19 protein-coding genes are annotated in these 25133 nt (G+C 56.4%); 8 read left to right on the forward strand and 11 right to left on the reverse strand.

Going from position 1 to position 25133, the window contains the following annotated elements:
- Positions 1 to 159: 159 nt before the first annotated feature.
- The 3 genes from glnD to EGY08_RS09910 all read left to right on the forward strand — a co-directional run bounded on the left by glnD (position 160) and on the right by EGY08_RS09910 (position 4179).
- On the forward strand, positions 160 to 2823 hold the full coding sequence (gene glnD / locus EGY08_RS09900; RefSeq protein ID WP_123828450.1) for a bifunctional uridylyltransferase/uridylyl-removing protein GlnD: 2664 nt from the start codon (positions 160 to 162) through the stop codon (positions 2821 to 2823).
- A gap of 34 nt (positions 2824 to 2857) precedes the next feature.
- A complete protein-coding gene (gene dapD / locus EGY08_RS09905) occupies positions 2858 to 3682 on the forward strand; it encodes a 2,3,4,5-tetrahydropyridine-2,6-dicarboxylate N-succinyltransferase (RefSeq protein ID WP_004129103.1) in 825 nt (274 codons plus the stop codon).
- Positions 3683 to 3789: 107 nt separating this feature from the next.
- Positions 3790 to 4179, forward strand: a complete 390-nt coding sequence (locus EGY08_RS09910; RefSeq protein WP_004098742.1) for a DUF3461 family protein — start codon at positions 3790 to 3792, stop codon at positions 4177 to 4179.
- A 47-nt stretch (positions 4180 to 4226) separates the two neighbouring features.
- On the opposite strand, the gene cdaR is transcribed toward EGY08_RS09910, so the two are convergent.
- The 3 genes from cdaR to dgt all read right to left on the reverse strand — a co-directional run bounded on the left by cdaR (position 4227) and on the right by dgt (position 8664).
- On the reverse strand, positions 4227 to 5384 hold the full coding sequence (gene cdaR, locus EGY08_RS09915; RefSeq protein WP_004098741.1) for a DNA-binding transcriptional regulator CdaR: 1158 nt from the start codon (positions 5382 to 5384) through the stop codon (positions 4227 to 4229).
- A 191-nt stretch (positions 5385 to 5575) separates the two neighbouring features.
- Positions 5576 to 7015 (reverse strand): serine endoprotease DegP, encoded by a 1440-nt coding sequence (gene degP, locus EGY08_RS09920; protein ID WP_004098740.1) that lies wholly within the window; start codon positions 7013 to 7015, stop codon positions 5576 to 5578.
- A 134-nt stretch (positions 7016 to 7149) separates the two neighbouring features.
- Positions 7150 to 8664 (reverse strand): dGTPase, encoded by a 1515-nt coding sequence (gene dgt / locus EGY08_RS09925; protein WP_123828451.1) that lies wholly within the window; start codon positions 8662 to 8664, stop codon positions 7150 to 7152.
- 84 nt (positions 8665 to 8748) lie between these two features.
- Here dgt and mtnN point away from each other — a divergent pair, with 84 nt between their 5' ends.
- From mtnN to EGY08_RS09940, 3 genes are all read left to right on the forward strand, one after another.
- Positions 8749 to 9447 (forward strand): 5'-methylthioadenosine/S-adenosylhomocysteine nucleosidase, encoded by a 699-nt coding sequence (gene mtnN / locus EGY08_RS09930; protein WP_004129100.1) that lies wholly within the window; start codon positions 8749 to 8751, stop codon positions 9445 to 9447.
- Positions 9440 to 10240, forward strand: a complete 801-nt coding sequence (gene btuF, locus EGY08_RS09935; protein WP_004129097.1) for a vitamin B12 ABC transporter substrate-binding protein BtuF — start codon at positions 9440 to 9442, stop codon at positions 10238 to 10240. The genes mtnN and btuF overlap by 8 nt, the downstream gene beginning before the upstream one ends.
- A gap of 180 nt (positions 10241 to 10420) precedes the next feature.
- Positions 10421 to 11044, forward strand: a complete 624-nt coding sequence (locus tag EGY08_RS09940; RefSeq protein WP_004129095.1) for a TRIC cation channel family protein — start codon at positions 10421 to 10423, stop codon at positions 11042 to 11044.
- An 86-nt stretch (positions 11045 to 11130) separates the two neighbouring features.
- Here EGY08_RS09940 and erpA read toward each other — a convergent pair whose 3' ends face one another.
- A complete protein-coding gene (gene erpA / locus EGY08_RS09945; protein WP_004098733.1) occupies positions 11131 to 11475 on the reverse strand; it encodes an iron-sulfur cluster insertion protein ErpA in 345 nt (114 codons plus the stop codon).
- An 81-nt stretch (positions 11476 to 11556) separates the two neighbouring features.
- Positions 11557 to 12975 carry a H(+)/Cl(-) exchange transporter ClcA gene (gene clcA, locus EGY08_RS09950; protein WP_123828452.1) on the reverse strand — a complete coding sequence of 473 codons (1419 nt, stop codon included), beginning with the start codon at positions 12973 to 12975 and terminating at the stop codon, positions 11557 to 11559.
- 304 nt (positions 12976 to 13279) lie between these two features.
- On the opposite strand from clcA, the gene hemL reads away from it, so the two are divergent.
- Complete coding sequence (hemL, locus tag EGY08_RS09955) at positions 13280 to 14560, forward strand: glutamate-1-semialdehyde 2,1-aminomutase (RefSeq protein ID WP_049113687.1); 1281 nt, start codon at positions 13280 to 13282, stop codon at positions 14558 to 14560.
- 118 nt (positions 14561 to 14678) lie between these two features.
- On the opposite strand, the gene fhuB is transcribed toward hemL, so the two are convergent.
- The 5 genes from fhuB to mrcB all read right to left on the reverse strand — a co-directional run bounded on the left by fhuB (position 14679) and on the right by mrcB (position 23467).
- Entirely contained in the window at positions 14679 to 16661 is a 1983-nt protein-coding gene (gene fhuB / locus EGY08_RS09960; RefSeq protein ID WP_123828453.1) for a Fe(3+)-hydroxamate ABC transporter permease FhuB, read from the reverse strand.
- Positions 16658 to 17548, reverse strand: coding sequence for a Fe(3+)-hydroxamate ABC transporter substrate-binding protein FhuD (fhuD, locus tag EGY08_RS09965; RefSeq protein ID WP_112166707.1), 891 nt, complete (start codon positions 17546 to 17548; stop codon positions 16658 to 16660). The genes fhuB and fhuD overlap by 4 nt, the downstream gene beginning before the upstream one ends.
- Positions 17548 to 18345: a Fe3+-hydroxamate ABC transporter ATP-binding protein FhuC gene (fhuC, locus tag EGY08_RS09970; protein ID WP_004129090.1), complete on the reverse strand. Its 798-nt coding sequence runs from the start codon at positions 18343 to 18345 to the stop codon at positions 17548 to 17550. Before fhuC ends, fhuD begins: the two co-directional genes overlap by 1 nt.
- A 45-nt stretch (positions 18346 to 18390) precedes the next feature.
- Positions 18391 to 20640 carry a ferrichrome porin FhuA gene (gene fhuA, locus EGY08_RS09975; RefSeq protein WP_123828454.1) on the reverse strand — a complete coding sequence of 750 codons (2250 nt, stop codon included), beginning with the start codon at positions 20638 to 20640 and terminating at the stop codon, positions 18391 to 18393.
- A 274-nt stretch (positions 20641 to 20914) separates the two neighbouring features.
- Positions 20915 to 23467 carry a bifunctional glycosyl transferase/transpeptidase gene (gene mrcB / locus EGY08_RS09980; RefSeq protein ID WP_004129087.1) on the reverse strand — a complete coding sequence of 851 codons (2553 nt, stop codon included), beginning with the start codon at positions 23465 to 23467 and terminating at the stop codon, positions 20915 to 20917.
- A gap of 695 nt (positions 23468 to 24162) precedes the next feature.
- On the opposite strand from mrcB, the gene pulS reads away from it, so the two are divergent.
- Positions 24163 to 24540, forward strand: coding sequence for a GspS family T2SS pilot lipoprotein variant PulS (gene pulS, locus EGY08_RS09990; RefSeq protein ID WP_004129085.1), 378 nt, complete (start codon positions 24163 to 24165; stop codon positions 24538 to 24540).
- Between the two features lie 29 nt (positions 24541 to 24569).
- Here the strand turns inward: pulS and gspB are convergent, their stop codons facing one another.
- Positions 24570 to 25094, reverse strand: a complete 525-nt coding sequence (gspB, locus tag EGY08_RS09995; RefSeq protein WP_123828455.1) for a type II secretion system assembly factor GspB — start codon at positions 25092 to 25094, stop codon at positions 24570 to 24572.
- Positions 25095 to 25133: the final 39 nt, after the last annotated feature.

The following is a 25133-nucleotide window of genomic DNA, read 5'->3' on the forward strand; positions in this document are numbered from 1 at the left end:
CGGGCATCCTGTGGGTCGCCGCAAGCGACGTTAATAATCGCTCCCGGCGATTTTTTATGACGGGCGTCCTGCCCGTCACCCTGTGGGCCGCCGCAAGCGACGTTAAAAATCGCTCCCGGCGATTTTTTATGGGCGATAGTTCTTTCTTATGGTGGCGCAATGAGCAACTCTCTATCTAATACTGTCCCCCCTGACCTGTACGCTCAGCCAGAAAATCCGGGCGAGTGGCCAAAAAGTGATTTCAATTGCGCGACGATTAAAGCGCTTATCGACGTTTTTCAGCGCTGGCTGGGCGAGGCTTTTGATAGCGGTATTGCCGCGGAAAGATTGATTGAAGCACGTACAGAATTTATCGATCAGCTGCTCCAGCGGCTGTGGGTCGAGTACGGTTTCGGTTCAATTAACGACATCGCGCTGGTCGCCGTCGGCGGCTACGGCCGCGGTGAACTCCACCCGCTTTCTGATATCGATCTGCTTATTTTGAGCCGCAAAAAGCTCCCCGATGAACAGGCGCAAAAGGTCGGCGAGCTGCTGACGCTGCTGTGGGATATCAAACTCGAAGTCGGCCACAGCGTGCGCACCCTCGAAGAGTGCCTGCTGGAGGGACTGTCGGACCTCAGCGTCGCCACCAACCTGATTGAATCGCGTCTGCTTATTGGCGACGTCGCGCTGTTCCTTGAACTACAAAAACACATATTCAGCGACGGCTTCTGGCCATCGGAAAAGTTCTTTGCGGCAAAAGTTGAAGAGCAGAATGTACGCCATCAGCGCTATCACGGGACAAGCTATAACCTGGAGCCAGACGTGAAAAGCAGCCCGGGCGGCCTGCGCGATATCCACACCCTACAGTGGATCGCGCGACGCCATTTCGGCGCCACCTCGCTTGATGAAATGGTCGGCTTCGGCTTCCTGACCGAAGCCGAACGCAACGAGCTTAATGAATGCCTGCATCAGCTCTGGCGCATTCGCTTTGCGCTACATCTTGAGCTCAATCGCTACGATAATCGCCTGCTGTTCGACAGGCAGTTCAGCGTCGCCCGCCGTCTGCGCTATGAAGGCGAAAGCAACCAGCCGATTGAGCATATGATGAAGGATTTCTTTCGCGTCACCCGCCGGGTGAGCGAGCTGAATCAAATGCTGATCCAACTGTTCGAAGAAGCGATTCTCGCGCTCACCGAGGATGAGAAGCCGCGGCCGATTGATGATGATTTTCAACTGCGCGGCACGCTTATCGATCTGCGCGATGACACGCTGTTTATCCGTGAACCGCAGGCCATTCTGCGCATGTTCTATACGATGGTGCGCAACAGCAGCATCACCGGCATTTACTCCACCACGCTTCGCCATCTGCGCCACGCCCGCCGTCATCTGGCGCAGCCGCTTTGCTACATTCCGGAAGCACGGACCCTGTTCCTCAGTATGCTGCGCCATCAGGGCGCGGTAAGCCGCGGGCTGCTGCCAATGCACCGCCATAGCGTGCTGTGGGCCTATATGCCGCAATGGTCGCATATTGTCGGCCAGATGCAGTTCGATCTGTTTCACGCCTATACCGTTGATGAACACACCATCCGCGTGCTGCTGAAGCTCGAGAGCTTCGCCAAAGAAGAGACCCGTAGCCGCCATCCGCTGTGCGTGGAACTGTGGCCACGCCTGACGCATCCGGAGCTGATCCTTATCGCCGCCCTCTTCCACGATATCGCCAAAGGGCGCGGCGGCGACCATTCGATTCTCGGCGCGCAGGACGTGCTGAAATTCGCCGAGCTTCACGGTCTTAACTCGCGCGAAACCCAGCTGGTCGCCTGGCTGGTGCGCCATCATCTGCTGATGTCGGTCACCGCCCAGCGTCGCGATATTCAGGATCCGGAAGTGATTAAGCAGTTCGCCGAAGAGGTGCAAACGGAAAATCGTCTGCACTATCTGGTCTGCCTGACCGTCGCCGATATCTGCGCCACCAACGAAAACCTGTGGAACAGCTGGAAGCAGAGCCTGCTGCGCGAGCTCTATTTCGCCACCGAAAAACAGCTGCGCCGGGGGATGCAAAACACGCCGGATATGCGCGAGCGGGTGCGTCACCATCAGCTACAGGCGCTGGCCCTGCTGCGGATGGAAAATATCAATGAACAGGCGCTGCACCAAATCTGGAACCGCTGCCGCGCCAACTACTTTGTGCGCCATACGCCAAACCAGCTCGCATGGCATGCGCGCAATCTGCTGCGGCACGATCTCAGCAAGCCGATGATCCTGCTCAGTTCCCACGCCACGCGCGGCGGCACCGAGATTTTTATCTGGAGCCCGGACCGCCCTTACCTCTTTGCTGCCGTTTGCGGCGAACTGGATCGCCGTAATCTTAGCGTTCACGATGCGCAGATCTTCACCACCCGAGACGGCATGGCGATGGATACCTTTATCGTTCTTGAGCCGGACGGCAGCCCGCTTTCCGCCGACAGGCACGAAATGATCCGCGTGGGCCTGGAGCAGACCATCAGCCAGCGCAGCTGGCAGCCGCCGGCGCCCCGTCGTCAGGCGGCGAAGCTGAGGCATTTTTCCGTGCCGACAGAGGTGAATTTCCTGCCGACGCATACCGACCGGAAATCCTTTCTTGAGCTGATTGCTCTCGATCAGCCGGGTCTGTTAGCGCGCGTCGGCCAGGTGTTTGCCGACCTCGGCATTTCGCTCCACGGGGCGCGAATTACGACAATTGGTGAGCGAGTAGAAGATTTATTTATAATCGCCACGGCAGACCGGCGCGCCCTTAATAATGAGCTACAGCAAGAAGTGCAACAACGGTTGACAGAGGCCCTCAATCCAAACGATAAAGGGTAACGTATTTTTTTTAAGTAAATGGAAAGAGTAAACAATGCAGCAATTACAGAACGTTATTGAGTCCGCTTTTGAGCGTCGCGCCGACATCACCCCGGCAAACGTGGATACCGTGACCCGCGAAGCGGTTAACCAGGTGATTTCTCTGCTTGATTCCGGCGCGCTGCGTGTCGCTGAAAAAGTTGACGGCCAGTGGGTCACCCATCAGTGGCTGAAGAAAGCGGTTCTGCTCTCTTTCCGTATTAACGATAACCAGGTTATCGATGGTGCGGAAAGCCGCTACTTCGATAAAGTCCCAATGAAGTTCGCGGATTATGATGAAGCGCGTTTCCAGAAAGAAGGGTTCCGCGTCGTTCCGCCAGCAGCCGTTCGTCAGGGGGCGTTTATCGCTCGCAATACGGTTCTGATGCCGTCCTATGTGAACATCGGCGCCTACGTTGACGAAGGTTCCATGGTGGATACCTGGGCGACCGTCGGTTCCTGCGCGCAGATCGGCAAAAACGTCCACTTGTCCGGCGGCGTCGGTATCGGTGGCGTACTGGAGCCGCTGCAGGCTAACCCGACCATTATCGAAGATAACTGCTTTATCGGCGCGCGTTCCGAAGTCGTTGAGGGCGTTATCGTCGAAGAGGGTTCCGTTATCTCTATGGGCGTGTACCTCGGCCAGAGCACCAAAATCTACGACCGCGAAACCGGTGAAGTGTTCTATGGCCGTGTTCCGGCAGGCTCCGTCGTCGTCTCCGGCAACCTGCCGTCAAAAGATGGCAAGTATAGCCTGTACTGCGCGGTCATCGTCAAAAAAGTCGATGCCAAAACCCGCGGCAAAGTTGGAATCAACGAACTTCTGCGTACCATCGACTAAGCAGTATGAAAAGCGGGAGGCATCCCGCTTTTTTTATATATTAAGCTGGCGAAGATAGATTTTTTCGTTAATTATTCAAAGATTACGATGATATCAAAGGTACCGTTATGTACGATAATCTGAAAAGTCTTGGTATTACCAATCCTGATGAAATCGATCGCTATAGCCTGCGGCAGGAAGCCAACAACGACATTCTGAAAATCTACTTTCAGAAGGATAAAGGCGAGTTCTTCGCTAAGAGCGTCAAATTCAAATATCCGCGTCAGCGCAAAACCGTGGTCGCCGACGGCGTGGGCCAGGGATATAAAGAAGTCCAGGAAATTAGCCCTAACCTACGCTATATCATCGACGAATTGGATCAAATCTGTCAGCGCGATCGTACCGAAATCGATCTGAAACGGAAGATCCTTGACGATCTGCGTCACCTGGAAAGCGTGGTGACCAATAAGATCAGCGAAATCGAATCCGATCTGGAAAAACTGACCCGCAATAAATAAGTTGAGCCCTGTTCCCGGCGTTAATCCTCCTGGCCGGGAACGGTATTCTATCTCTGCTCATCGAGCTGCAGCGCAATATACAGCAGCAGACGATCGTCAAAATTGCCTAAATCCAGCCCCGTCAGCTCAGAAATGCGGTTCAAACGGTATTCCAGCGTATTGCGGTGAATAAACAGCGCCTTTGAGGTCGCCAGCGGCTGCACGTTGTGACGAAACCATGCCTGTAAGGTGCGGCGTAGCAGACCGTTGTTATCCATCGCCTTCAGGCGAACCAGCGGGCGCGCCAGTTCATTGGCCTGCCAGCCGCCGCGCAGGCTATCAAGCAGCACCGGCAGCATCAAATCCTGGTAGAAATAGCTGCGGCTCTCCGGCATCCGCTGCTTGCCGACCATCATCGTGGTCCTGGCGGTGCGGTATGAACGGGCGATACTGCCCGGCCCGGTAAAAAAGTTTCCCAACGCCACGCGAAAACGCAGCTGACCATTCTCTTTCATCCGGCTGATCAGCTGCTCGACCCGTTTGCAATGATCTTCCGCATCCCAGCGGCCAAAGGCATTCAGCGCGGGTTTCAGCACCACCATTTCCGTCAGCGAGACAATGGCCACCAGATTATTACGGTCCGGCGTGGTCAACGCGGTCTGGAGCTGCTGCAGCTCCGCCATCGCGCTATCTACGCCCAACTGGCCGCTATCTACTTCTATCATCGCCACCACGCGAGGCTGATTGAGATCGATCCCCAGACGCTGGGCCCACTCGGTCAGCGCCGGGGTGTTCTCTTCCGCCTGAATCAGGTTCATAACCAGCTCTTCGCGCAGACGGCTATCCTGGGCCAGAAGATGCATCAACCGCGATTGTTCCAGCATCATCTCGGCGGTCATACAAACCAGTTCACCGTATTTACGCAGCGATTCCGGTTCGCCGGTCAGGCCGATGACGCCGACGATCTCCCCTTCCAGACGCAGCGGCAGGTTGATCCCCTGGCGCACGCCGTGCAGATGTCGGGCAACAGCATCATCAATATCGACAACGCGGCCCTGAGAAAGCACTAATAGCGCGCCTTCGTGCAATTCACCAATTCGCTCGCGGTCTCCGCTGCCGATAATGCGCCCGCGGGCATCCATTACGTTAATATTGGTATCAATGATGCGCATCGTACGCGCCACGATATCCTGCGCCATTTTGGTATCAAGATGCCAGCCAGCCATGTAACCCTCCCGTGAGCAGGCGACCAGCATAAAAGAGTTGGCAACACGCCGCATTGTGCATTCGCACAAAGGCGGGACAAGATGTATGGAGTTGTGGAAGATGTCACAGAACGAAAAAGGGAAGCTCCGGAAGAAATAAAAAAGCCCCTTCTCTCCGCAAGGAGAAAAGGGGCTTTGCGAACCGTCAGAAATTACTGCATCAGCAGATAAATCGACGTATCGCCGCGCTGGATATTGAGGGCCAGAACCGACGGTTTGGCATCAAAGATTTTGCGCAGGTCGGCGATATTTTTCACCGGCTGCTGGTTAGCGCCAACGATAATATCGCCTTTCTTCAGGCCAATCTGCGCCGCCGGCGTTCCCGCTTTCACATTGCTCACCACGACGCCTTTGTCCTGGCCTTTGTTGCTCATTTCAGCACCTTCAATACCGTTGAAGATAGTGCTTGAATCAACCTGATTCTGGTTGCTTTGCTGTAGCTCAACGGTCACCGTCACCGGCTTACCGTCACGCAGCAGGCCAAGCTCGACTTTGCTGCCGATCGGCATGGTGCCCACCTGGGCACGCAGCGCGGCAAAGCTGCTGATCGACTTACCGTTCAGAGTCGTAATCACGTCACCGGCTTTAATCCCCGCTTTCGCGGCCGCCGAGTTAGGCATCACCTGGCTGACGAAGGCGCCGCGCTGAGCGTCGACTTTCATCGCTTTCGCCAGTTCGGAATTCAGCTCGGTCCCCATGATGCCCAGCTCACCGCGTTTAACCTGGCCAAATTTGACCATCTGATCGGTCAGGTTTTTCACCATGTTGCTCGGAATAGCGAAACCGATACCAATGTTGCCGCCGTCCGGCGCCAGAATCGCGGTGTTGATACCGATCAGCTCGCCGTTGAGGTTAACCAGCGCGCCGCCGGAGTTACCGCGGTTAATCGCCGCATCGGTCTGGATAAAGTTTTCATAATTTTCAACGTTCAGGCCGCTACGACCTAATGCGGAGACGATCCCCGAAGTGACGGTTTCGCCCAGACCAAACGGGTTACCGATCGCTACGGTATAATCGCCGACGCGCAGGGCGTCAGAGTCCGCCAGCTTAATCGCGCTCAGGTTTTTCGGATCCTGAATTTGAATCAGCGCAATATCAGAACGCGGATCTTTACCCACCACTTTCGCGTCGAACTTACGTCCATCGCTCAGCTGAACTTTGATCGTGGTGGCGTTATCCACCACGTGGTTGTTGGTGACGACATAGCCTTTAGCGGCATCGATGATCACCCCGGAACCGAGGGCCATAAATTTCTGCTGCTGGCCGCCATCGCTACCCGGCGCGCCGCCCTGCCCGCCGCCCTGACAGAACGGAGAGCTTTGGAACGGAGAACCATCCTGACAGAACGGCGAATTATCGCCAAAGAACTGCTGGAAGTTACGCGGCATCCGCGGCGTATTAACGGTGGTGCTCCCCTCAACGTTAATGCTCACGACCGACGGCATCACTTTTTCCAGCATCGGGGCCAGGCTTGGCATTTGCTGCGCATTAGTCGCCGAAGAAGCTGTTTCCGCCGCGCTCGCAGAGAGAGGGGACAACGCCAGACCTAAACTCAGAGCCAGGGCACTCATTGCTAACGTGGTTTTTTTCATATGTTTCAATCTCGATTTCAGATAACGAATAGTTGCTGTGTTGGTGACTATCAGAGTCATTTTATAGCGCGAAGTTCCGGAATGAAGTTTGGGTAAAAGTAAAAATTTATTGTCCGTCTTTACAAAACTCACCCTTATTCTACGGCCATCAATCGTCGATATTCATCCCATGCATACAAGTCGGTCATGCCGCTGATATAGTCCTGAATGAGACGACAGCGATAATAATATTCCAGCACCGGGAATTCCGGATTATTGCGCGAAATTTTATTTACCGCCTCTACGTAGGCCAACCGATGACGAGTCGAAAGCTTCTGGAAAAGACGTGATGCAATCGGTAAACTTCTCACCCGCTCTTTTTCCACCAGCAGACTAAACTCATCCAGCGATAATTTTAGCAACGGCTGATAAATATCGAGTAAACCGCTAATAACACGATAGCCCTGAAGTTCCAGCTGTTCGACGTCAGGATGGCTAAACACATGTTTTACCGCAACATTTTTATAAAGCTCAAGCAATTGACTGCAATCGCTGTCATCCTCCAGCAGCGCATGATTAAAATCGCCGCTAAAAATCTTCGGCAGATTATCAATAAACCGACGCGCCGCGTAGGGTACCAGCCTATTGAGCGTATTTACCCGTAAATACATAAAAAATTGATCTTCGGTACTCCGGCTAAGAGAATTCGCACGCGATTTCTCCCAGGCGTTTTCGACAACTTGATTAAACAAGGAACCTTTTTCGTGAACGCCCCAGGCTTCATAGAGATGCTGATAAAGCTGCTCTACGCTGAAGATGCGTTTTTCTACCGCATCTTCAAGGTCGGCGACGCAATATGAGATGTCATCCGCAGCTTCCATAATCCACGTTAATGGGAAGCGATTGTAAGGGGCCAGATCAAGTTCTTTACGCAACCTCGCAACATAGCCCTCTTCGGCTAAATAATAACCGGGTTTTTTCATTAAATAATTGTGGCTGGCCGGCGGTTCCCCGCGCCACCATGCCGGACGCGTATATTTTAGAATACAGCCCACCTGCGCCCAGGTCAGATTCATTCGCATCAGCGTATGCACTAAGCGAATGCCCTGGGCATTGCCTTCAAACCAGCATAAATCCTGGCGAACCTTACGCCGCAGCTCATTCAGCTGGCTATCGCCTTCCTGCAGGCGCAGCGCCGCGACCCCGCAGCGATCGTCGGTTAACGGCTGGCTGGCCGCATCGCCGGGGAAAAGCCGCTGGCTGAACCAATCGTTAATGGCCGCCTCGCCAAAATGGCCAAAAGGCGGATTGCCGATATCGTGCATCAGGCAGGCCATTTCAACGATGCTTTCGAACGGCCCGGTGAGCTCATCCAGCCCGTAGCTCTCCAGCAGCTTCTGTTCTTTCAGGCGGCTCAGCACCTCTTTAGCGATATAGCGGCCAACCTGTTGAACCTCCAGGGAGTGGGTCAGACGGGTTCGCACCGCGGCGTTGCGCTCCAGCGGGAAAACCTGGGTTTTCTGCTGCAACCGGCGGATCGCCGGAGAGTTGATGATGCGCCCACGATCGCTTTCGAAAATTCGCAGGATTTCACGCTCCGTCTCAACGCCCTGCGGTGAACGATAGCGGCGACGCCAGTTAATCTTGTTGCGAAAATCGATCTTAGCCATGATCTCCCCCGAGCGAGCAATAACGTTTCCTTCTAAGCGCATGATAGACTATGCCGCTAAAACCCACACATCGCGAGTAAATCTATGAAAATCGGTATTATTGGCGCAATGGAAGAAGAAGTTACCCTTCTGCGCGACAAAATCGACAACCGCCAGACCCTCACTATCGGCGGCAGCGAAATCTACACCGGCCAGCTTCAGGGTATTGACGTCGCTCTGTTGAAATCGGGTATTGGCAAAGTGGCCGCCGCCATGGGCGCGACCCTGCTGATGGAGCACTGCAAGCCGGATGTGATTATTAACACCGGTTCCGCGGGCGGTCTGGCATCAACCCTGAAGGTCGGCGATATCGTCGTCTCCGACGAAACGCGCTATCACGACGCGGACGTCACCGCGTTTGGCTATGAGTATGGCCAGCTGCCGGGCTGCCCTGCCGGTTTCAAAGCCGATGATAAGCTGATTGCCGCCGCGGAGACCTGCATCAAGGCGCTGAACCTGAATGCGGTACGCGGACTGATCGTCAGCGGCGACGCCTTCATCAACGGTTCTATTGGCCTCGCAAAAATCCGCCACAACTTCCCGCAGGCCGTCGCGGTAGAAATGGAAGCCACAGCCATCGCGCACGTCTGCCACAACTATGGTGTACCGTTTGTTGTCGTTCGCGCGATCTCTGACGTTGCCGACCAGCAGTCGCATCTGAGCTTCGACGAGTTTCTCGCCGTTGCCGCGAAGCAATCCACCCTGATGGTGGAAAACCTGGTGCAGCGCCTGGCCCGTGGCTAAGTCGCTCAACGCGGCGCTTGCCGTCCTGTTGCTGCTCGCCCCGGCGTGGCTTTTCGCCGCGCCGCGGGTGATTACGCTCTCTCCTGCCAATACTGAACTGGCGTTTGCCGCCGGCATTACGCCGGTTGGCGTCAGCAGCTATTCCGATTATCCCCCCGAAGCCGCAAAAATAGAGCAGGTTTCCAGCTGGCAAGGGATGAATCTGGAACGCATCGTCGCCCTCAAGCCCGACATGGTGCTGGCGTGGCGCGGCGGCAACGCTGAACGTCAGGTGAATCAGCTAAGCTCGCTCGGGATAAAAGTCATCTGGGTCGAAACGGCGACCATTGAAGACATTATCGCAACGCTTCGCCAACTGGCGCAGTGGAGCCCGCAGCCGGAAAAGGCGCGGCAGGCGGCGCAGAAAATGCAGGACGAGTACCAGACCTTAAAAGCCCGCTATGCGAGCGGGCCGAAAAAACGCGTTTTTTTACAGTTCGGCGCCAGCCCGCTCTTTACCACCAGCAAAGGATCGATTCAGGATCAGGTTCTGACCCTGTGCGGTGGAGAAAACATTTTTGCCGCCAGCCGGGTTCCCTGGCCGCAGGTGAGCCGTGAACAGGTACTGGCAAGGCAGCCTCAGGCCATTGTCATCGCCGGCGACGCCAGTCAACTTCCCGCCGTTGAGCGCTATTGGCAGAATCAGCTAAAAATTTCGTTTATTGCGCTACATGGCGACTGGTTTGAACGCGCGAGCCCACGTATTATCCTCGCCGCAAAACAACTCTGTACTGCGCTCGAGCAGATAAAATAACCACCTGCTAACCCAGGTGCTCAGAACCTATCCCACCAGGCGCAATTGTTGCAGCCAGTTTGGAGGACAGCGCGGAGCAACCGCAGCGTACACGCAGTACGTGAGGTTTGTAAGCGCTGACCAGGGCCAAACTGGCAAATGAAATAGCCTGATGGAATAGACAATAAGTGGGAACTGACGATGCTTGTCTATTGGCTGGATATTATTGGCACCGCCGTGTTTGCCATCTCCGGCGTCCTGCTGGCTGGAAAGCTGCGCATGGACCCTTTCGGCGTGCTGGTATTAGGCGTGGTTACCGCGGTGGGCGGCGGGACCATTCGCGATATGGCCCTTGCTAACGGCCCGGTATTTTGGGTTAAAGATCCTACCGATCTGGTGGTGGCGATGGTTACCAGCATGTTCACTATCCTGCTGGTGCGCCAGCCGCGCCGGTTACCTAAATGGGTACTGCCAGTGCTGGACGCCGTTGGTCTGGCGGTGTTTGTCGGTATCGGCGTCAACAAAGCCTTTATTGCCCATAGCGGGCCCCTGGTGGCCGTCTGTATGGGCGTCGTCACCGGCGTCGGCGGGGGGATCATCCGCGATGTGCTGGCGCGCGAAATCCCGATGATACTGCGTACGGAAATCTACGCGACGGCCTGCATCGTTGGTGGCATCGTGCATGCGACGGCGTACTACACTTTTCAGGTTCCGTTAGAAAACGCGGCGATGATAGGTATGGTGGTCACGCTGGTCATCAGGCTGGCGGCAATCCGCTGGCATCTGAAGCTGCCAACTTTTGCGCTTGATGAGAATGGGCGGTAAGAAAAGCAAAACGGTAACCTTAACGTTACCGTTTTTAGCGTTGGCTCCCTCTCTCTGCGGGAGAGTTCAGGGAGGCCGCGCTATCTTTAGACGCTGAACGAGGAGCCGCAGCCGCAGGTGCTTTTCGCATTCGGGTTGGTCACGATAAAACGTGAACCTTCCAGACCTTCGGTATAATCGACGGCGCCGCCGACCAGATACTGCAGGCTCATTGGGTCAACCACCAGGCCGACGCCCTGCTTCTCAATAGTCATATCGCCTTCGTTAACCTGATCGTCGAAGGTAAAACCGTACTGGAAACCGCTGCAGCCACCGCCGGTGATATATACGCGCAGTTTCAGGTTGGGATTGTCTTCATCAGCAATCAGGTCTTTTACTTTAATCGCTGCGGCTTCGGTAAACTCCAGCGGCAACGCTACGTCATCACTCATTTTATGCTCCCATTGATACTTCTGACCGGTTAAAGAATAACCCGACCTTTTGAGCCATTATCCAATACCCGAGTAAATCGTTCAAGTATTCTCCCCGCCGACCGGCTGCGCCTTGGCTTCCTGCTCCGCCTTTTGTTTTGCCAGGGTGCGCTGCAGGATTGTCGAGTATAAAGGCTTACCGCCGAGGAATTGTGCCAATAGTGTTGCGCCGAGACAGGTAATAATCATTGGCAAAATGAGCTGATAGTTATCGGTCATCTCCAGCACCAGAACGATGCCGGTCAACGGCGCGCGGACCGAGGCGGCGAGCAGCGCGCCCATCCCGGCGATGGCAAAGGTTCCTGCATCCAGATGATAGGCCGGAAACAGCGGCGTCGCCGCCATGCCAAACGCCGTCCCCAGCAGCGTCCCCAGCGCCAGCATCGGCGCAAAGATACCGCCGGGCGCGCCGGAAGAGAAGCAGAGCAGCGTGGTGATCACCCGCGCGATAAAAATAAACAGGAGCAGGCCAACGGAAAAATTGCCCGCCGCGGCGATAGGGATCAGGTTAAACCCGCCGCCGGACGCCGTTGGCTGAATCAGCCCCAGCACGCCGCAGCTGCCACCGATCAGGCCGCCAATCAGCACCCACTTTTTGATATTGCCGCCGTGGATCCGCTGGAACATATCCTGGGTACGCAGCACCAGCGTATTAAACAGTGGGCCAATGCAGCCAAAAATCATCCCGAGGATCAAATACAACCACAGGGTGTTGACCGGCGCATTGCTGAGCTTACCGACCTCAATAACCGCTTTATCGCCGTTGAAGATACGGAAAACAATGGTGGCCATAATCACGCCGGTAAACACGGCTTTAATAGAGATCAGATTGTAGCGAAACTGCGGGCGCATCTCCTCAATGATAAACAGGATCCCGGCGAGCGGCGCGTTAAAGGCAGCGGAGAGCCCCGCCGCGGCGCCGGTCGCCAGCAGCGTATGGCGCGCTTCCGGACTGCGCATGCGGAACACGTCCACCACCATGCGCCCCAGATTGCCCCCGAGCTGGACCATCGGCCCTTCGCGTCCCAGCACCATTCCCGCGCCCAGCGTACCCATCCCGCCGATAAACTTCACCGGCAGCACGCGCCACCAGCGGACGGGACGCAGCTCTTCCAGCGCGCCTTCAATTTCCGGTATCCCGGAGCCGCCCGCTTCCGGCGCAAAACGCCGCACGAGGAAATAGCCCACCATCGCCAGCAAAGCGGAGAGAATAAAGGCCAGCGGCCACACCAGAAACCAGTGGTCAGCCACTTCTACCAGCGCGCCAATACGCAGGTTCTGCACCCAGTTGACGCTTTTCTCAAACGCGACGCCTACCAGCCCCGCCAGCGTTCCGACAACAGCGGCCATTAATAACACCGCCAGCGGCGTCTTATCACGCTGAATCAACCGACGCACGGCATCGCTGCGGCGAACGCGTACGAACTGATGTGCTGAAAAAGAGGGATTTTCTGCTTTCATGCCATTATCAATGATGAGTAATACAAATAGAAAGAAAGGCATTCTAGCCAACCGGACAAGCGCCGTCGTCAAAAAAATGCGCTGCGAGCCCATTGTTTCAATTGGGCAAAACTTTCATACCTAAATAATTCGAGTTGCAGGAAGGCGGCAAAAGAGTGAATCCCGATGAGCTTACTCTGGTAAGTGATTCGGGTGAACGAGCGCAGCCAACACACCTGCAACTTGAAGTATGACGGGTATATAACCTTCCTGGAATAACTTAGAATAACCGACAAAACATTTTTCACGAACCAGGACCCAGGCAATGAGCAAATCTGAAAATCTGTATAACGCTGCGCGTGAACTTATTCCCGGCGGCGTGAACTCTCCGGTACGTGCCTTTACCGGCGTCGGCGGTACGCCGCTGTTTATCGAGCGCGCCGACGGCGCTTACCTTTACGACGTTGATGGTAAAGCGTATATCGATTATGTCGGTTCCTGGGGCCCAATGGTGCTGGGTCACAACCACCCGGCCATCCGCAACGCGGTCATTGAAGCCGCCGAACGCGGTTTAAGCTTTGGCGCGCCAACCGAGATGGAAGTCAAAATGGCGGCGCTGGTTACCGAACTGGTCCCGACCATGGATATGGTCCGCATGGTGAACTCCGGTACCGAAGCGACCATGAGCGCCATTCGCCTGGCCCGTGGCTTCACCGGCCGTGACAAAATCATTAAGTTCGAAGGCTGCTACCACGGCCACGCCGACTGCCTGCTGGTGAAGGCCGGCTCAGGCGCGCTGACGCTCGGCCAACCGAATTCGCCGGGCGTGCCGGCGGACTTCGCTAAACACACCCTGACCTGTACCTATAACGATCTGTCCTCGGTTCGCGCCGCGTTCGAGCAGTACCCGCAGGATATCGCCTGCATCATCGTTGAGCCGGTGGCCGGTAATATGAACTGCATCCCGCCGCTGCCGGAGTTTCTGCCAGGCCTGCGCGCGCTGTGCGACGAATTCGGCGCGCTGCTGATTATCGATGAAGTGATGACCGGCTTCCGCGTGGCGCTGGCCGGCGCGCAGGATTACTACGGCGTGGTGCCGGATCTAACCTGCCTTGGCAAAATCATCGGCGGCGGTATGCCAGTAGGCGCATTCGGCGGCCGTCGGGAAGTGATGGATGCCCTCGCGCCGACCGGCCCGGTTTATCAGGCAGGCACCCTCTCCGGCAACCCCATCGCGATGGCGGCAGGTTTCGCCTGCTTAAGCGAAGTGGCGCAGCCCGGTGTGCACGAGACGCTAACCGAACTGACCAACCAGCTGGCTCAGGGTCTGCTGGACGCCGCTCGCGATGCCGGTATTCCGCTGGTGGTGAATAATGTTGGCGGCATGTTCGGCATTTTCTTTACCGACGCGCCAACCGTGACCAGCTACCAGGACGTGGTCAAATGCGACGTAGAGCGTTTCAAACGCTTCTTCCACCTGATGCTGGAAGAGGGCGTCTATCTGGCGCCGTCGGCGTTTGAAGCTGGATTTATGTCCATCGCCCACAGCGAAGAAGATATCGACAACACCGTTGCCGCCGCGCGTAACGCCTTCGCGAAGCTGTAACTCTGATTGCCGGGGCTGCTCAGCCCCGGCAATGCCTCTCCGAAGTGCTGTACTCTTTGAAAATCAATAAGCGGCTTATAACATCGCGACACCCGCCGGGCATCGCGATGCGGAAAAGCTACCGGCTCTGTTTTCTTAATAGATAGATAAAGTACGGCGCACCAATAAAAGTCGACAACAAGCCCGCCGGGATCTGGTACGGGAACAGCATCATTCGGCCGCACCAGTCGGCGAATACCAGCAGCACTCCGCCAATCAGGCCAGAGATCACCATATGCGGTATCGTACGCCGGAAGCCCATCATACGCGCAATATGCGGCGCCATTAGCCCCACGAAACTGAGCGGACCAATCGTCAGCGTCGCGGTCGCGGTCAAACATGCCGCCAGCAGCAGTAGCCCAATGCGTGACGGCGTCAGCGCCATACCGACCGCCCTCGCCGCCTCGCCGCCCAGCGGCAGAATCGTCAGCCAGCGGCGGCAAAGCGGGGCCAGCGCCAGCAGGATCAGCATCATCACGCCGCTGCGCACCACCAGCTCCGGCGTCGCACTGTAGGTGGAGCCGGAAATCCATGTCAGGATCTGCGCCATTCGCGGATCGCCGCTGGCCTGCAGCATCATCAGCAGCATGGTAAACGCGGTGCTCAGCGCCATCCCCGCCAGCAGCATACGGTGCGGCGAAAATCCGCCGCGCCCGGCGGCAATCAGAATGACCAGCAGCGTCGCCGCCGCACCGAGGCTACCGGCGGGCAGCAGCCAGCCAAAGGCATTTCCCGGCACCAAGAACAGCATCAGCACCACGCCGAACGCCGCGCCCGAGCTGATGCCGAGCACTTCCGGACTGGCCATTGGATTTCCGGTTAAGCGTTGGATAATGCAGCCCGCTACCGCCAGCATCACGCCAGCGAACAGCGCCGCCAGAATGCGCGGCCAGCGCCAGGGCATCAGCTGATCCAGTAACGTACCGCTGGCCCAGTGCCAGCCCTGCGCGTCGCGGCCGAAAGCCAGCGACGCGACGATGGCCAGCAGCAGAATAGCCAGCCCGCCCAGCGCGAACCACAGCACATGTTGGCGTTCAGCCAGCACTTTATCGCCACCGTTCATCACCGGCGCGCTAATGCTGCGCAGGCGCGGCAGCAGCCATAACAGCAGCGGCGCGCCAATCAGCGCGGTCACCGAACCGGTGGAGACCTCCATCCACACCCGGGCCAGCCACAGGATGAGCTGATCGGAGAGCCACAGCAGCAGCGCGCCAATCAGGGCCGCCAGCAGCAGGCGCGATAGCAGTCGGCGAGCGCCCAGCATCTTCGCCAGCAGCGGCGCGAACAGACCGATAAAACCAATAATCCCCACCGCATTCACCAACAGGGCGCTGATGATAATCGCCAGGGTCAACGCCCCCAGCCGCGCCAGCGAGAGCGCCAGACCGAGGTTGCGCGCCACGCCGTCGTCCAGCCCCATCAGGGTCAGCGGACGCAGCAGCAGGAGGGTTAGCATCGCTCCGCCCAGCAACTGCGGCCACAGCCGCTGCACCACGCTCCAGTCGGTCTGCGTCAGGGTGCCGGTACTCCACAGGAACATACTTTGCAGCTGGTCATGATGGAAGATCGCCATCAGTTGATTAAGCGCGCCGCAGTAGAGACTCACCACCAATTCTGCCAGAATCAACGTCACCGGCGAGAGGCGTTTGCCCCACGAAACGCCAAATACCAGCGCGCCGACAATGCATGCTCCGGCCAGCGCGGCAAACTGCGACGCCAGCACGCCAGGGATTGCCCACAGCGTGGTCACCGTCATGCCTAACTGCGCCCCGGTCGCCACGCCGAGCGTCGTCGGCTCCGCCAGCGGGTTACGCAGCACCTGCTGGAACAGCACGCCCACCAGCCCCAGCCCGGCGCCGACCAGCAGCGATATCGCCAGCCGCGGCAGCAGGCTGTAGTGGAACAGCATCTGGGCAATATTATCGATATTCGGCTGCCAGAGCGCCTGTCCCCACTCGCTTCGCGGCAGCGCCACGTTGAGGTTGAACAGCGTTAGCGCCGAAGCCACGCTAAGGAGAATTAAGAGCAGTAATGCCGCCAATGGCGAAATTCGCGATCTCACGCTGGGCCTCCCTGAGCATCGGCCAGCACGCGGGCAAAATGCATCGCCGATAGCGTCGCGCCATAGAACCATACCGCCGGGACACGCTGAAAACGCCCTTCGCGAATGAACGGCATAGCCCGCCACAGCGGCGTCGCCATAAGCTGCGCCATCTCTCGCGCATTGCCGTGGTCGAAGCAGATAACGTCAGCGTCTTTATATGCCGCCAGCCGGTCAATACCCACAGTGACGCTGCCCCAGAAGGTGGTTTCCCCGTGCCAGGCATTGTTGATGGCAAAACGGTCGAGCACTTCCTGGAACAGGCTGTTTTGCGCAAAAACCAGCACGTGCCGGGTATCAAGCAGAGTGATCATCAGCAGCGGACGATCGCCGCGCCGGGCAAAGCGCGGGCGCAGACTCTCCATCAGCGCGTCAAACTCAGCCAGATGACGTTTCGCTTGCTGCTGCTTACCGATCAGTTCAGCCATTTCGCTCAGCGACTGCTGAGCCATCGTCAGCGGGCGCTTACCGTCGCTGAAGGTAAATCCTCGCCCGGGCGCAATACGCGCCAGCTTTTCCGCCGAAGGTCCATACCCCGCCGACCAGACCAGAAACGATGGCTTCATCTGGGTCAGCAGCTCCAGATTGGGCTCTGTGCGCAGCCCGACGTCAATCACCGAGTCAGGTAGCGCCGGTTCATTGACCCACAGCCGGTAGTTAGGGATATCGGCAACGCCGTAGGGCGTGACGCCCAGCGCCAACAGCAGCTCTACCGGCAGCCATTCGAGCGCGACAATACGCTGCGGATCCACTTCCGCCGCCCGCGCGCCGCGCATCTGCCATAGCAGCGGCGACAGCGCCATCGCGGTCAGCAGGCGCCGCCGCGTGATGAATGTGAGGTTTTCCATCAATAGACAAAACTTACCGGCGCTGCGCCAGCCGGATGCGGCAGGATCCCCATCGGGATGCCGTAAATTTGTTCCAGGGTTTCGCTGCGCATCAGCGCCTCGGGCGTTCCCTGAGCGATCATCTCACCGCCGCGCAGCGCAACCAGATAGTCACAGTAGCGCGCAGCCATATTGATATCATGCAGTACGGCGATCACCGTCAGCCCGCGCTGCTGGCTGAGGCGATGAACCAGCGCCAGCACATCCACCTGATGGGCGATATCCAGCGCCGAGGTCGGTTCATCAAGCAGCAGGCAGCGGCTATCCTGGGCCACCAGCATGGCAATCCACGCGCGCTGGCGTTCACCGCCGGAGAGGCTGTCCACCAGCCGGTGGGCCAGCGGTTTTAGCCCGACCAGCGCTATCGCCTCTTCCACTTTCTCCCGATCCGCCGCGCCAAAACGCCCTAGCGCCCCGTGCCACGGGTAGCGACCGATCGCCACCAGCTCACGCACCGTCATGCCTTCCGCCGGCGGCAGCTGCTGCGGCAGATAGGCGACTTTGCGGGCAAACGCTTTGCTGCCCCAGCTGTCGAGCGGCTGGCCGTCGAGCAAAATATCCCCGTCCGACGGCGGCTGATGGCGGCCAAGCATTTTCAGCAGCGTTGATTTACCGGAGCCGTTATGGCCAATCAGGCCGGTGACTTTTCCCGCCGGGAAGGTTAACGACAGAGGATGCAGCAGCGTTCGGCCGGGCACGCGGAAGGTCACGCGGTCCAGTGAAAACGTCGTATCGGAGTGCGGAATGTTTTCCTGCATAACGGAACCTGGTCAGAGGCGCGGCGAACCGCGCCCGTTAAGTGGTTAGAAACGGAAAGTCGCGGTCGCCACAACCTGGCGCTCAGCGCCCCAGAAGCAGCCATAAGTATTAAAGCAGCTTGCCACATACTCTCGGTCAAACAAGTTGTTCACGTGAAGCGCCACGTTAGAACCCGCCATACCCACGCGGGCCAGGTCATAACGGACTAATGCATCAACAACCGTGTAGCTACCCACCTTAAAGGAGTTCGCTGGATCACCATAGCTGGAGCCAGTGAAACGTGCGCCAGTACCCAATGTCAGTCCAGACAGAGGACCGTTAAATAAGGTGTAGTCCCCCCACAGGGATGCCATATGTTTTGGCACCTGTGCCGGCGTGTTACCTTTGTAGGAGGTATCCGTAGTGTATTGCGCATCGGTATAGGTATAAGAACCGACAACGTTGACACTAGCTGAAAGCGCAGCTTTGGCTTCAATCTCCACGCCGCGCGAACGAATTTCACCACCTTCAACCGAGAAAAGCGAACCTGCAGGATCGGCCATCAGGTTATTGGTTTTGGTCAACTGATAGAGGGCACCGGTAATCACGATAGGACGATCGTTGGGTACGTATTTCACACCAGCTTCGTACTGTTTACCTTTAGACGGAGCAAAAACATTACCGCTTGCGCCGGTCTGCGAGGCTGGCTCAAACGATTCGCTATAACTGAAATAAGGCGTCATACCGTTATCGAACAGGTAGTTAACACCACCGCGCCAGGTAAATTGTTTATCATTTCTGGAGCTCTGCGTAGCGGAAACACGGTTCAACGAATCCTGCTTCGCCCAGTCGTAACGGCCACCCAGAGTAACCAGCACTTTATCCCACTGCGCCTGGTCCTGTACGTAAAGACCCGTCTGTTTCTGTTTATTCAGCACTTGATAAGCACCTGATGGCCCTGGGTGCGAACCAAAATCAAAATCGCTGCGATCGAGATTATAGATATCGGATGGCGTCACTGAACCCGCATAGCCAAACCAGGAATCGATATCGTTACGCATCCGCATGAAATCGACGCCAGTCAGCAGAACATGATCTACTGAACCGGTTGCGAACTTGCTTTGCAATTGGGTATCGACAGAGAAATTCTGTAATTTTTCATTATCAATAACGTACTGCCGGGTCAGCGTATGGCCCCATTGTGACTGAGGAACACTGGCGCAAGGGCTGGTGGTTGGGTTGCTCGAATAAAGTGGGTCAGAACACATGCCATAGCCGTAGACACTGTTCTGCGAAACTTTATTTTGCGCGTAACGCAGGTTCTGGCGCACCGTAAAGGTATCGTTGAATTCGTGGTCAAAGCTATAGCCAACCATTTTCTCATTACGTGAGTAAGTATTGTTGTTGGCGCCTTCGTTGAAGTCGGTTGGGAGACGATTACCGTTCGGTAACGTTGACACCGTTCCCTCTTTCGGCAACCACCCGTAGTAACCAGTCTCCGGCTCATTCTGAAAGTAGGAGAGGAACGTAAAGTTAGTTTTGTCATCCGGGCGCCAGCTAAAAGCGGGTGCAATCGCGTAACGTTGCTCCTCAGCGCCCTTCTGCTGTGCATTAGCGGAGCGCGCCAGACCAGTCAGGCGATAAGAATAAACGCCGTCCTCGTCAATCGCATCGCTGAAGTCAAAACCGGTCTGCCATAGATTATCGGTGCCCATTTTAAACTGGACTTCTTTTAGCGGCTCCGTTGTAGGACGTTTGCTGACCATATTCAGCAAACCACCCGGACTGCTCTTTCCGTAAAGTACGGAAATCGGACCGCGCATAACTTCCGCACGCTCCAGCATATAGGGATCAATCACCGCATCATTATAGAAGTTACCCTGCATTTTCAGGCCATTCAGAAAGTTATTCTGGCTTTGGCCATCAGCAGCGAAACCGCGGATGATCAGATAGTCATAAGTATTAGAGGCACCACGCGTTCCCACGGCAACACCAGGCGTATAGCTCAGTGCTTCTTTAACGGACTTCGGTTGATGTAGCGCCATCTCCTCAGCGGTCACCACGGAAATAGACTGTGGCACCTTTTGTATAGGCGTATCTGTTTTGGTTCCGGTGGCCGATTGTCGCGCCGCGATGGTCGCTGCCGGTCCCCAGGCGCTCTCCTGCGGGGCCGGAGCGGCAGTAACGGTAATGGTTTCTTCTTTCGGTTCAACTGCCGCCTGTGCATAAACAGACATGCCGCTAACCGCCGTGGCTACTACAGCTGCGAGTTTACGCAGCGAGTGATTTGGCTGAGCAGTTTTAAGACGCGCCATGGGTATATCTCTAATAGAAGTGAATGATAACGTAAACGAGAATTATTATTATAACGGCTGACATAATAGGCGAAACGATCGCGGCAAGGCAAGAAATATGCCCTTGACGAAATATCAAAGGATGAATAAATAACCAGACGGTAAGTGTGGAGTTAAGCGGGTGTTAATTAATTTATCGATATAAAAAGGCCCCCTAATACTGAGGTATTAGGGGGCCTTTATTTCAGCATCCATTTAAGCGACGAAACGTCGGCTTAAAGGATGAAGCGGATCGTTAATTACTGCCGAACATATCCTTAATCCAGCCCGCGACGCCATCGCTCTTCTCCTGCTTCGGCGGTTGCTGCTGCTGGTTTTGCTGCGGCTGCTGCTGCCCGGACTGATTAAACGGGTTATTCGCCTGTTGCTGTTCAAGCTGCTGCTGTTGGATCTGTTCGCCCTGGCGGCACAGCGCGTCCGGCGTGGTCGTCCATACCGGCAGCGAACGCATGCCGCCGCTGCAGACAAAGTTACCGCTGCCATCGACACCCATATCCACCACATCTTCCGGCGGCGTCAGCACCAGCGGGGTCGGGGTCTGGTTTGCCAGATAGCGTTGATAAATCGACATCGCGCCGCTGGCACCGTACAGCTTGGTCGGCTGGTTATTATCGCGACCCACCCAGGTAATGGTCACCTGACCGCCGTCAATACCGGCAAACCAGGTATCAACGTTGTTGTTGGTGGTCCCGGTTTTACCCGCCAGATGCAGACCCGGATACTTCGCGCCCAGCTGGCGACCGGTACCGCGCTGCACAACCTGCTGCATGGTCCATAGCGTCATGTAAGCCGCCTGGGCCGGCACCGCGCGCTCCGCCTGCGGATAGCTCTGATAGAGCACGGTGCCATCTTCGGCGATAACGGACCGCAGCGCTGACAGCGGCGCGCGGTTGCCCCCGCTGGCGATGGTCTGGAACGCCTGCGCCACTTCAATCGGCGTCAGGTTCAACGCCCCCAGCAGCATCGACGGAACCGCGTTCAGCTGATTCTTCGGCGCGCCCAGTTTAGTCCAGGTATCGACCACCGCCGGCAAGCCCAGCGCCATCCCGAGGTTCACCGTCGGCACGTTCATTGAACGCGTTAGCGCGTCGACCAGCATCACTTTACCGCTATCGCTGTAGCGACGGTCGTCGTTCTGCGGCGACCATGTCTGGCCGTTAGACAGACGAATCGAGATTGGCGCATCGGCAATCCAGGTATTGAGACGATACTGGTTCGGCTGGCTCAGCGCGGTCAGATAGGTCGCCGGTTTTGCCAGTGAACCAATCGAACGGCGCGCCTGCATTGCGCGGTTATAGCCGGCAAACTGCGGCTCCGCCCCGCCGACCATTGCCCGCACCTCGCCGGTGAAGCGGTCGACAACCACCATCGCGGTTTCCAGATCCGGCAGCTTACGCTGTTTCTTCAGCGCCGGAATACCTTCCGTCGCCGCCTTTTCCGCCGCATCCTGCGCGACTGAGTCGAAGGTGGTGAAGATCTTCACGCCAGAGAGATCTTTCACTTTGTCGCCCAGTTTCGCCTGCAGCTCCTGGCGCACCATCTGCATAAACGCCGGCTGCGGAGAGATAACCCCGCCGCGCGGCTGTACGCCCAGCGGACGCGCGCTCAGCATGTCATACAGCTCCTGATCGATAACCTGCTGCTGCTGCAGCAGACGCAGCACAAGGTTGCGTCGCTCCAGCGCCAGTTTCGGGTTACGCCATGGGTTGTAGACCGACGCGCCTTTTACCATCCCCACCAGCAGCGCCTGCTGATCGAGGCTCAGCTCTTCCACCGGACGGCCAAAGTAATAGAGGCTCGCCAGCGGGAAGCCGCGGATCTCGTTATCGCCGCTCTGACCGAGGTACACTTCGTTCATATACAGCTCAAGGATACGATCCTTGCTGTAGCGGGCATCAACGATCAGCGCCATATAGGCTTCGTTAGCCTTACGCCAGTAAGAACGTTCGCTGGAGAGGAACAGGTTCTTCACCAGCTGCTGGGTCAGCGTACTCGCCCCCTGCACCGTACGCCCGGCGGTCAGGTTCGCCAGCACCGCGCGGCCAATCGAGTAGAGACTGATGCCGTCGTGTTCGTAGAAATGGCGGTCTTCCGTCGCCAGCAGGGTATCGACCAGCAGATCCGGGAAGCCGTTGCGCTTAACAAACAGACGCTGTTCGCCGTTGGCCGATTGCAGCATGGTGATCAGGCGCGGATCGAGACGGAAGAAACCGAACTGGCGGTTATTATCCATATTCTCGATGGTGTCCAGGCGATCGCCGTTGAAGGTCAGACGCGCGCGCACCTGCCCTTCTTTACTGTCCGGGAAATCGAACGGACGGCGAATCATCTCGATGCTGTTGGCCTGTACCGTATATTCGCCCGGGCGCGTCATCGCGCTCACCTGGCGATACTGCGTGGCGTTAAGCAGGCGCACCATTTCGTTTTTGCTGATCTGCATATCCGGCTCAAGGTTGACCATCCGGCCATAGACCGCGGCGGGCAGATCCCAGACTTTACCATCAATGCGGCTACGGATTTTCTGATCGAGGTAGACGCCATAGGCGGCAATCAACACCGCGCAGACAACCCCAATCTTAATCAGCAGCCATAGCCAGGCGCGTTTACGACGAGGGGGTTTACCGCCTTTGCCTTTTCCTTTCCGCGGCATCGGTTTTTCATCCTCATAGTCATCATCGTAATCGTCATCGTAGTCCTCTTCCCGAACCCGACGACGAGTTACCTTTTGTTTTGCCGGGCGCGAGGGTCTCCCCTTCCGTCCGATCGGCTCGCGGTCATCTCCCGCCATGCTTTTTCTCCGCAACTTACAGGCGTAAAGGCCTGATTCTCAATGTTTCCCCGATTGGGGGAAAGAAGAAATCTCTCAAATTGACGCCCGACCGTTTTGGCTTTCAGGCGACCATTTATGAACTGCGCGACGCGTTATCATGTCGCTCGCATGATTTTCACTTTAAAAATTCACCATACAAATCACATTGTTACCGGCTTCATCGACAGAATAGTTCGGGACACGGTACTTGTTGTCCAGGCGATACAGGATAGCACTAAACCGCGACATTCTTAACCAGCATTTTACATGCTCATCAGGTAACAAAAGGGAAATTATTATGTTTTTTAACAACATAAACATGTCCGTCCGTATCCTTCTACATGCCGCCAAAAGAAAGCGGAACGGCAACGCCGGAAAATAGTATTTCCGCCAGCAAAAAGGAATAACGCAGATGAAAGAAAAGGAATTTAAAAGCGCACAATGATAAAAACGAGAGCCGCTTAACATTTATACCCGTCATACTTCAAGTTGCTTATGTGTTGGCTACGCTCATTCCCCCAGTCACATAGTTATCTATGCTCCTGGGGACTCACTCCCTTGCCGCCTTTAAGCAACACGAATTATTTAGGGTATATAATTTGGCAGATTTTCTGATGACTACGGATAAATATTTGTTAAACTGTCAGCCAATTAATTTTTCCGATTAATATATTATGCGCAACTTTATTCTATTTCCGCTGATGGCGGTCGTCCTGCTCTCAGGTTGTCAGCAAAATCGCCCGACAACCCTCAGTCCTGCCGTGAGCGGTCAGGCCCAGCTAGAGCAGCTTGCCTCCGTCGCTGCCGGGGCGCGCTATCTGAAGAATAAGTGCAACCGCAGCGATCTTCCCGCCGATGAAGCGATTAACCGTGCGGCAATAAACGTGGGTAAAAAGCGCGGATGGGCGAATATTGACGCTAATCTTTTAAGCCAACGCAGCACGCAGCTATATCAACAACTCCAGCAGGACAGTACCCCGGAAGCGACAAAATGCAGCCAGTTTAATCGCCAGCTGGCGCCCTTTATTGATAGCCTGCGCGGCAATAAATAGCGCTTATTTTAATTCCGCTCGCGCAATTTTTATTCCGCCTGCGGACTCTCCTCAATCTTCCCACCCGGCCAGTCATCCAGCGCCGCGAGGGTAAATGTTTTACCGTTGAAGCTAAATACGGTGAGATCCTGCTGAATCTGCTCAATAACCAGGTTTGCCAGCGGCGAATCGCCCTCCCTCCAGGATTGTCCGTTTAATACAATGCTGCGTTTCTCCGCCAGCGAGGCGTAGACGTGCGCGCTGTAGCGCAGAGGCGGCAGGTTATCTTCATCTATCGCTATTTCCGGTTCAGCCTCAATTTCGGGCTCGGCGTTAACCGGCGCCACGGCAGCTTTGACCGCAGGTTGATTCAGCGGAACTAACGCCGCATGGGCTACCGGCGGCCTCATCGACTGCGGCTCGGGCTTGTTCCGCCACTGCTCGCCGCCGAACCATCCGAGCGCAATCAGCAGCGCGGCGTACAGCGGTACGGTCACGAAGGGGATCTGCACCATTCTTCCCACCGCCGCCGGGGGCTCAGACTGCGGGTACGGCTCTTGCGGGCGAATAAGCACGGGTTTCTCCTTAATCAAGACACACCATCCCGGCCCGGG

Origin of the sequence: Klebsiella sp. FDAARGOS_511 (assembly GCF_003812845.1) — a bacterium.
GTDB classification, from domain to species: Bacteria; Pseudomonadota; Gammaproteobacteria; order Enterobacterales; family Enterobacteriaceae; genus Klebsiella; species Klebsiella grimontii.

Coding starts and splice junctions, on each gene's coding strand:
- mtnN (WP_004129100.1), top strand. CDS start 8,749: ATGAAAATCGGTATTATTGGCGCAATGGAAGAAGAAGTTACCCTTCTG.
- fhuD (WP_112166707.1), bottom strand. CDS start 17,548: ATGGAAAACCTCACATTCATCACGCGGCGGCGCCTGCTGACCGCGATG.
- clcA (WP_123828452.1), bottom strand. CDS start 12,975: ATGAAAGCAGAAAATCCCTCTTTTTCAGCACATCAGTTCGTACGCGTT.
- dapD (WP_004129103.1), top strand. CDS start 2,858: ATGCAGCAATTACAGAACGTTATTGAGTCCGCTTTTGAGCGTCGCGCC.
- erpA (WP_004098733.1), bottom strand. CDS start 11,475: ATGAGTGATGACGTAGCGTTGCCGCTGGAGTTTACCGAAGCCGCAGCG.
- dgt (WP_123828451.1), bottom strand. CDS start 8,664: ATGGCTAAGATCGATTTTCGCAACAAGATTAACTGGCGTCGCCGCTAT.
- fhuA (WP_123828454.1), bottom strand. CDS start 20,640: ATGGCGCGTCTTAAAACTGCTCAGCCAAATCACTCGCTGCGTAAACTC.
- EGY08_RS09910 (WP_004098742.1), top strand. CDS start 3,790: ATGTACGATAATCTGAAAAGTCTTGGTATTACCAATCCTGATGAAATC.
- hemL (WP_049113687.1), top strand. CDS start 13,280: ATGAGCAAATCTGAAAATCTGTATAACGCTGCGCGTGAACTTATTCCC.
- glnD (WP_123828450.1), top strand. CDS start 160: ATGAGCAACTCTCTATCTAATACTGTCCCCCCTGACCTGTACGCTCAG.
- degP (WP_004098740.1), bottom strand. CDS start 7,015: ATGAAAAAAACCACGTTAGCAATGAGTGCCCTGGCTCTGAGTTTAGGT.
- cdaR (WP_004098741.1), bottom strand. CDS start 5,384: ATGGCTGGCTGGCATCTTGATACCAAAATGGCGCAGGATATCGTGGCG.
- EGY08_RS09940 (WP_004129095.1), top strand. CDS start 10,421: ATGCTTGTCTATTGGCTGGATATTATTGGCACCGCCGTGTTTGCCATC.
- pulS (WP_004129085.1), top strand. CDS start 24,163: ATGCGCAACTTTATTCTATTTCCGCTGATGGCGGTCGTCCTGCTCTCA.
- fhuC (WP_004129090.1), bottom strand. CDS start 18,345: ATGCAGGAAAACATTCCGCACTCCGATACGACGTTTTCACTGGACCGC.
- mrcB (WP_004129087.1), bottom strand. CDS start 23,467: ATGGCGGGAGATGACCGCGAGCCGATCGGACGGAAGGGGAGACCCTCG.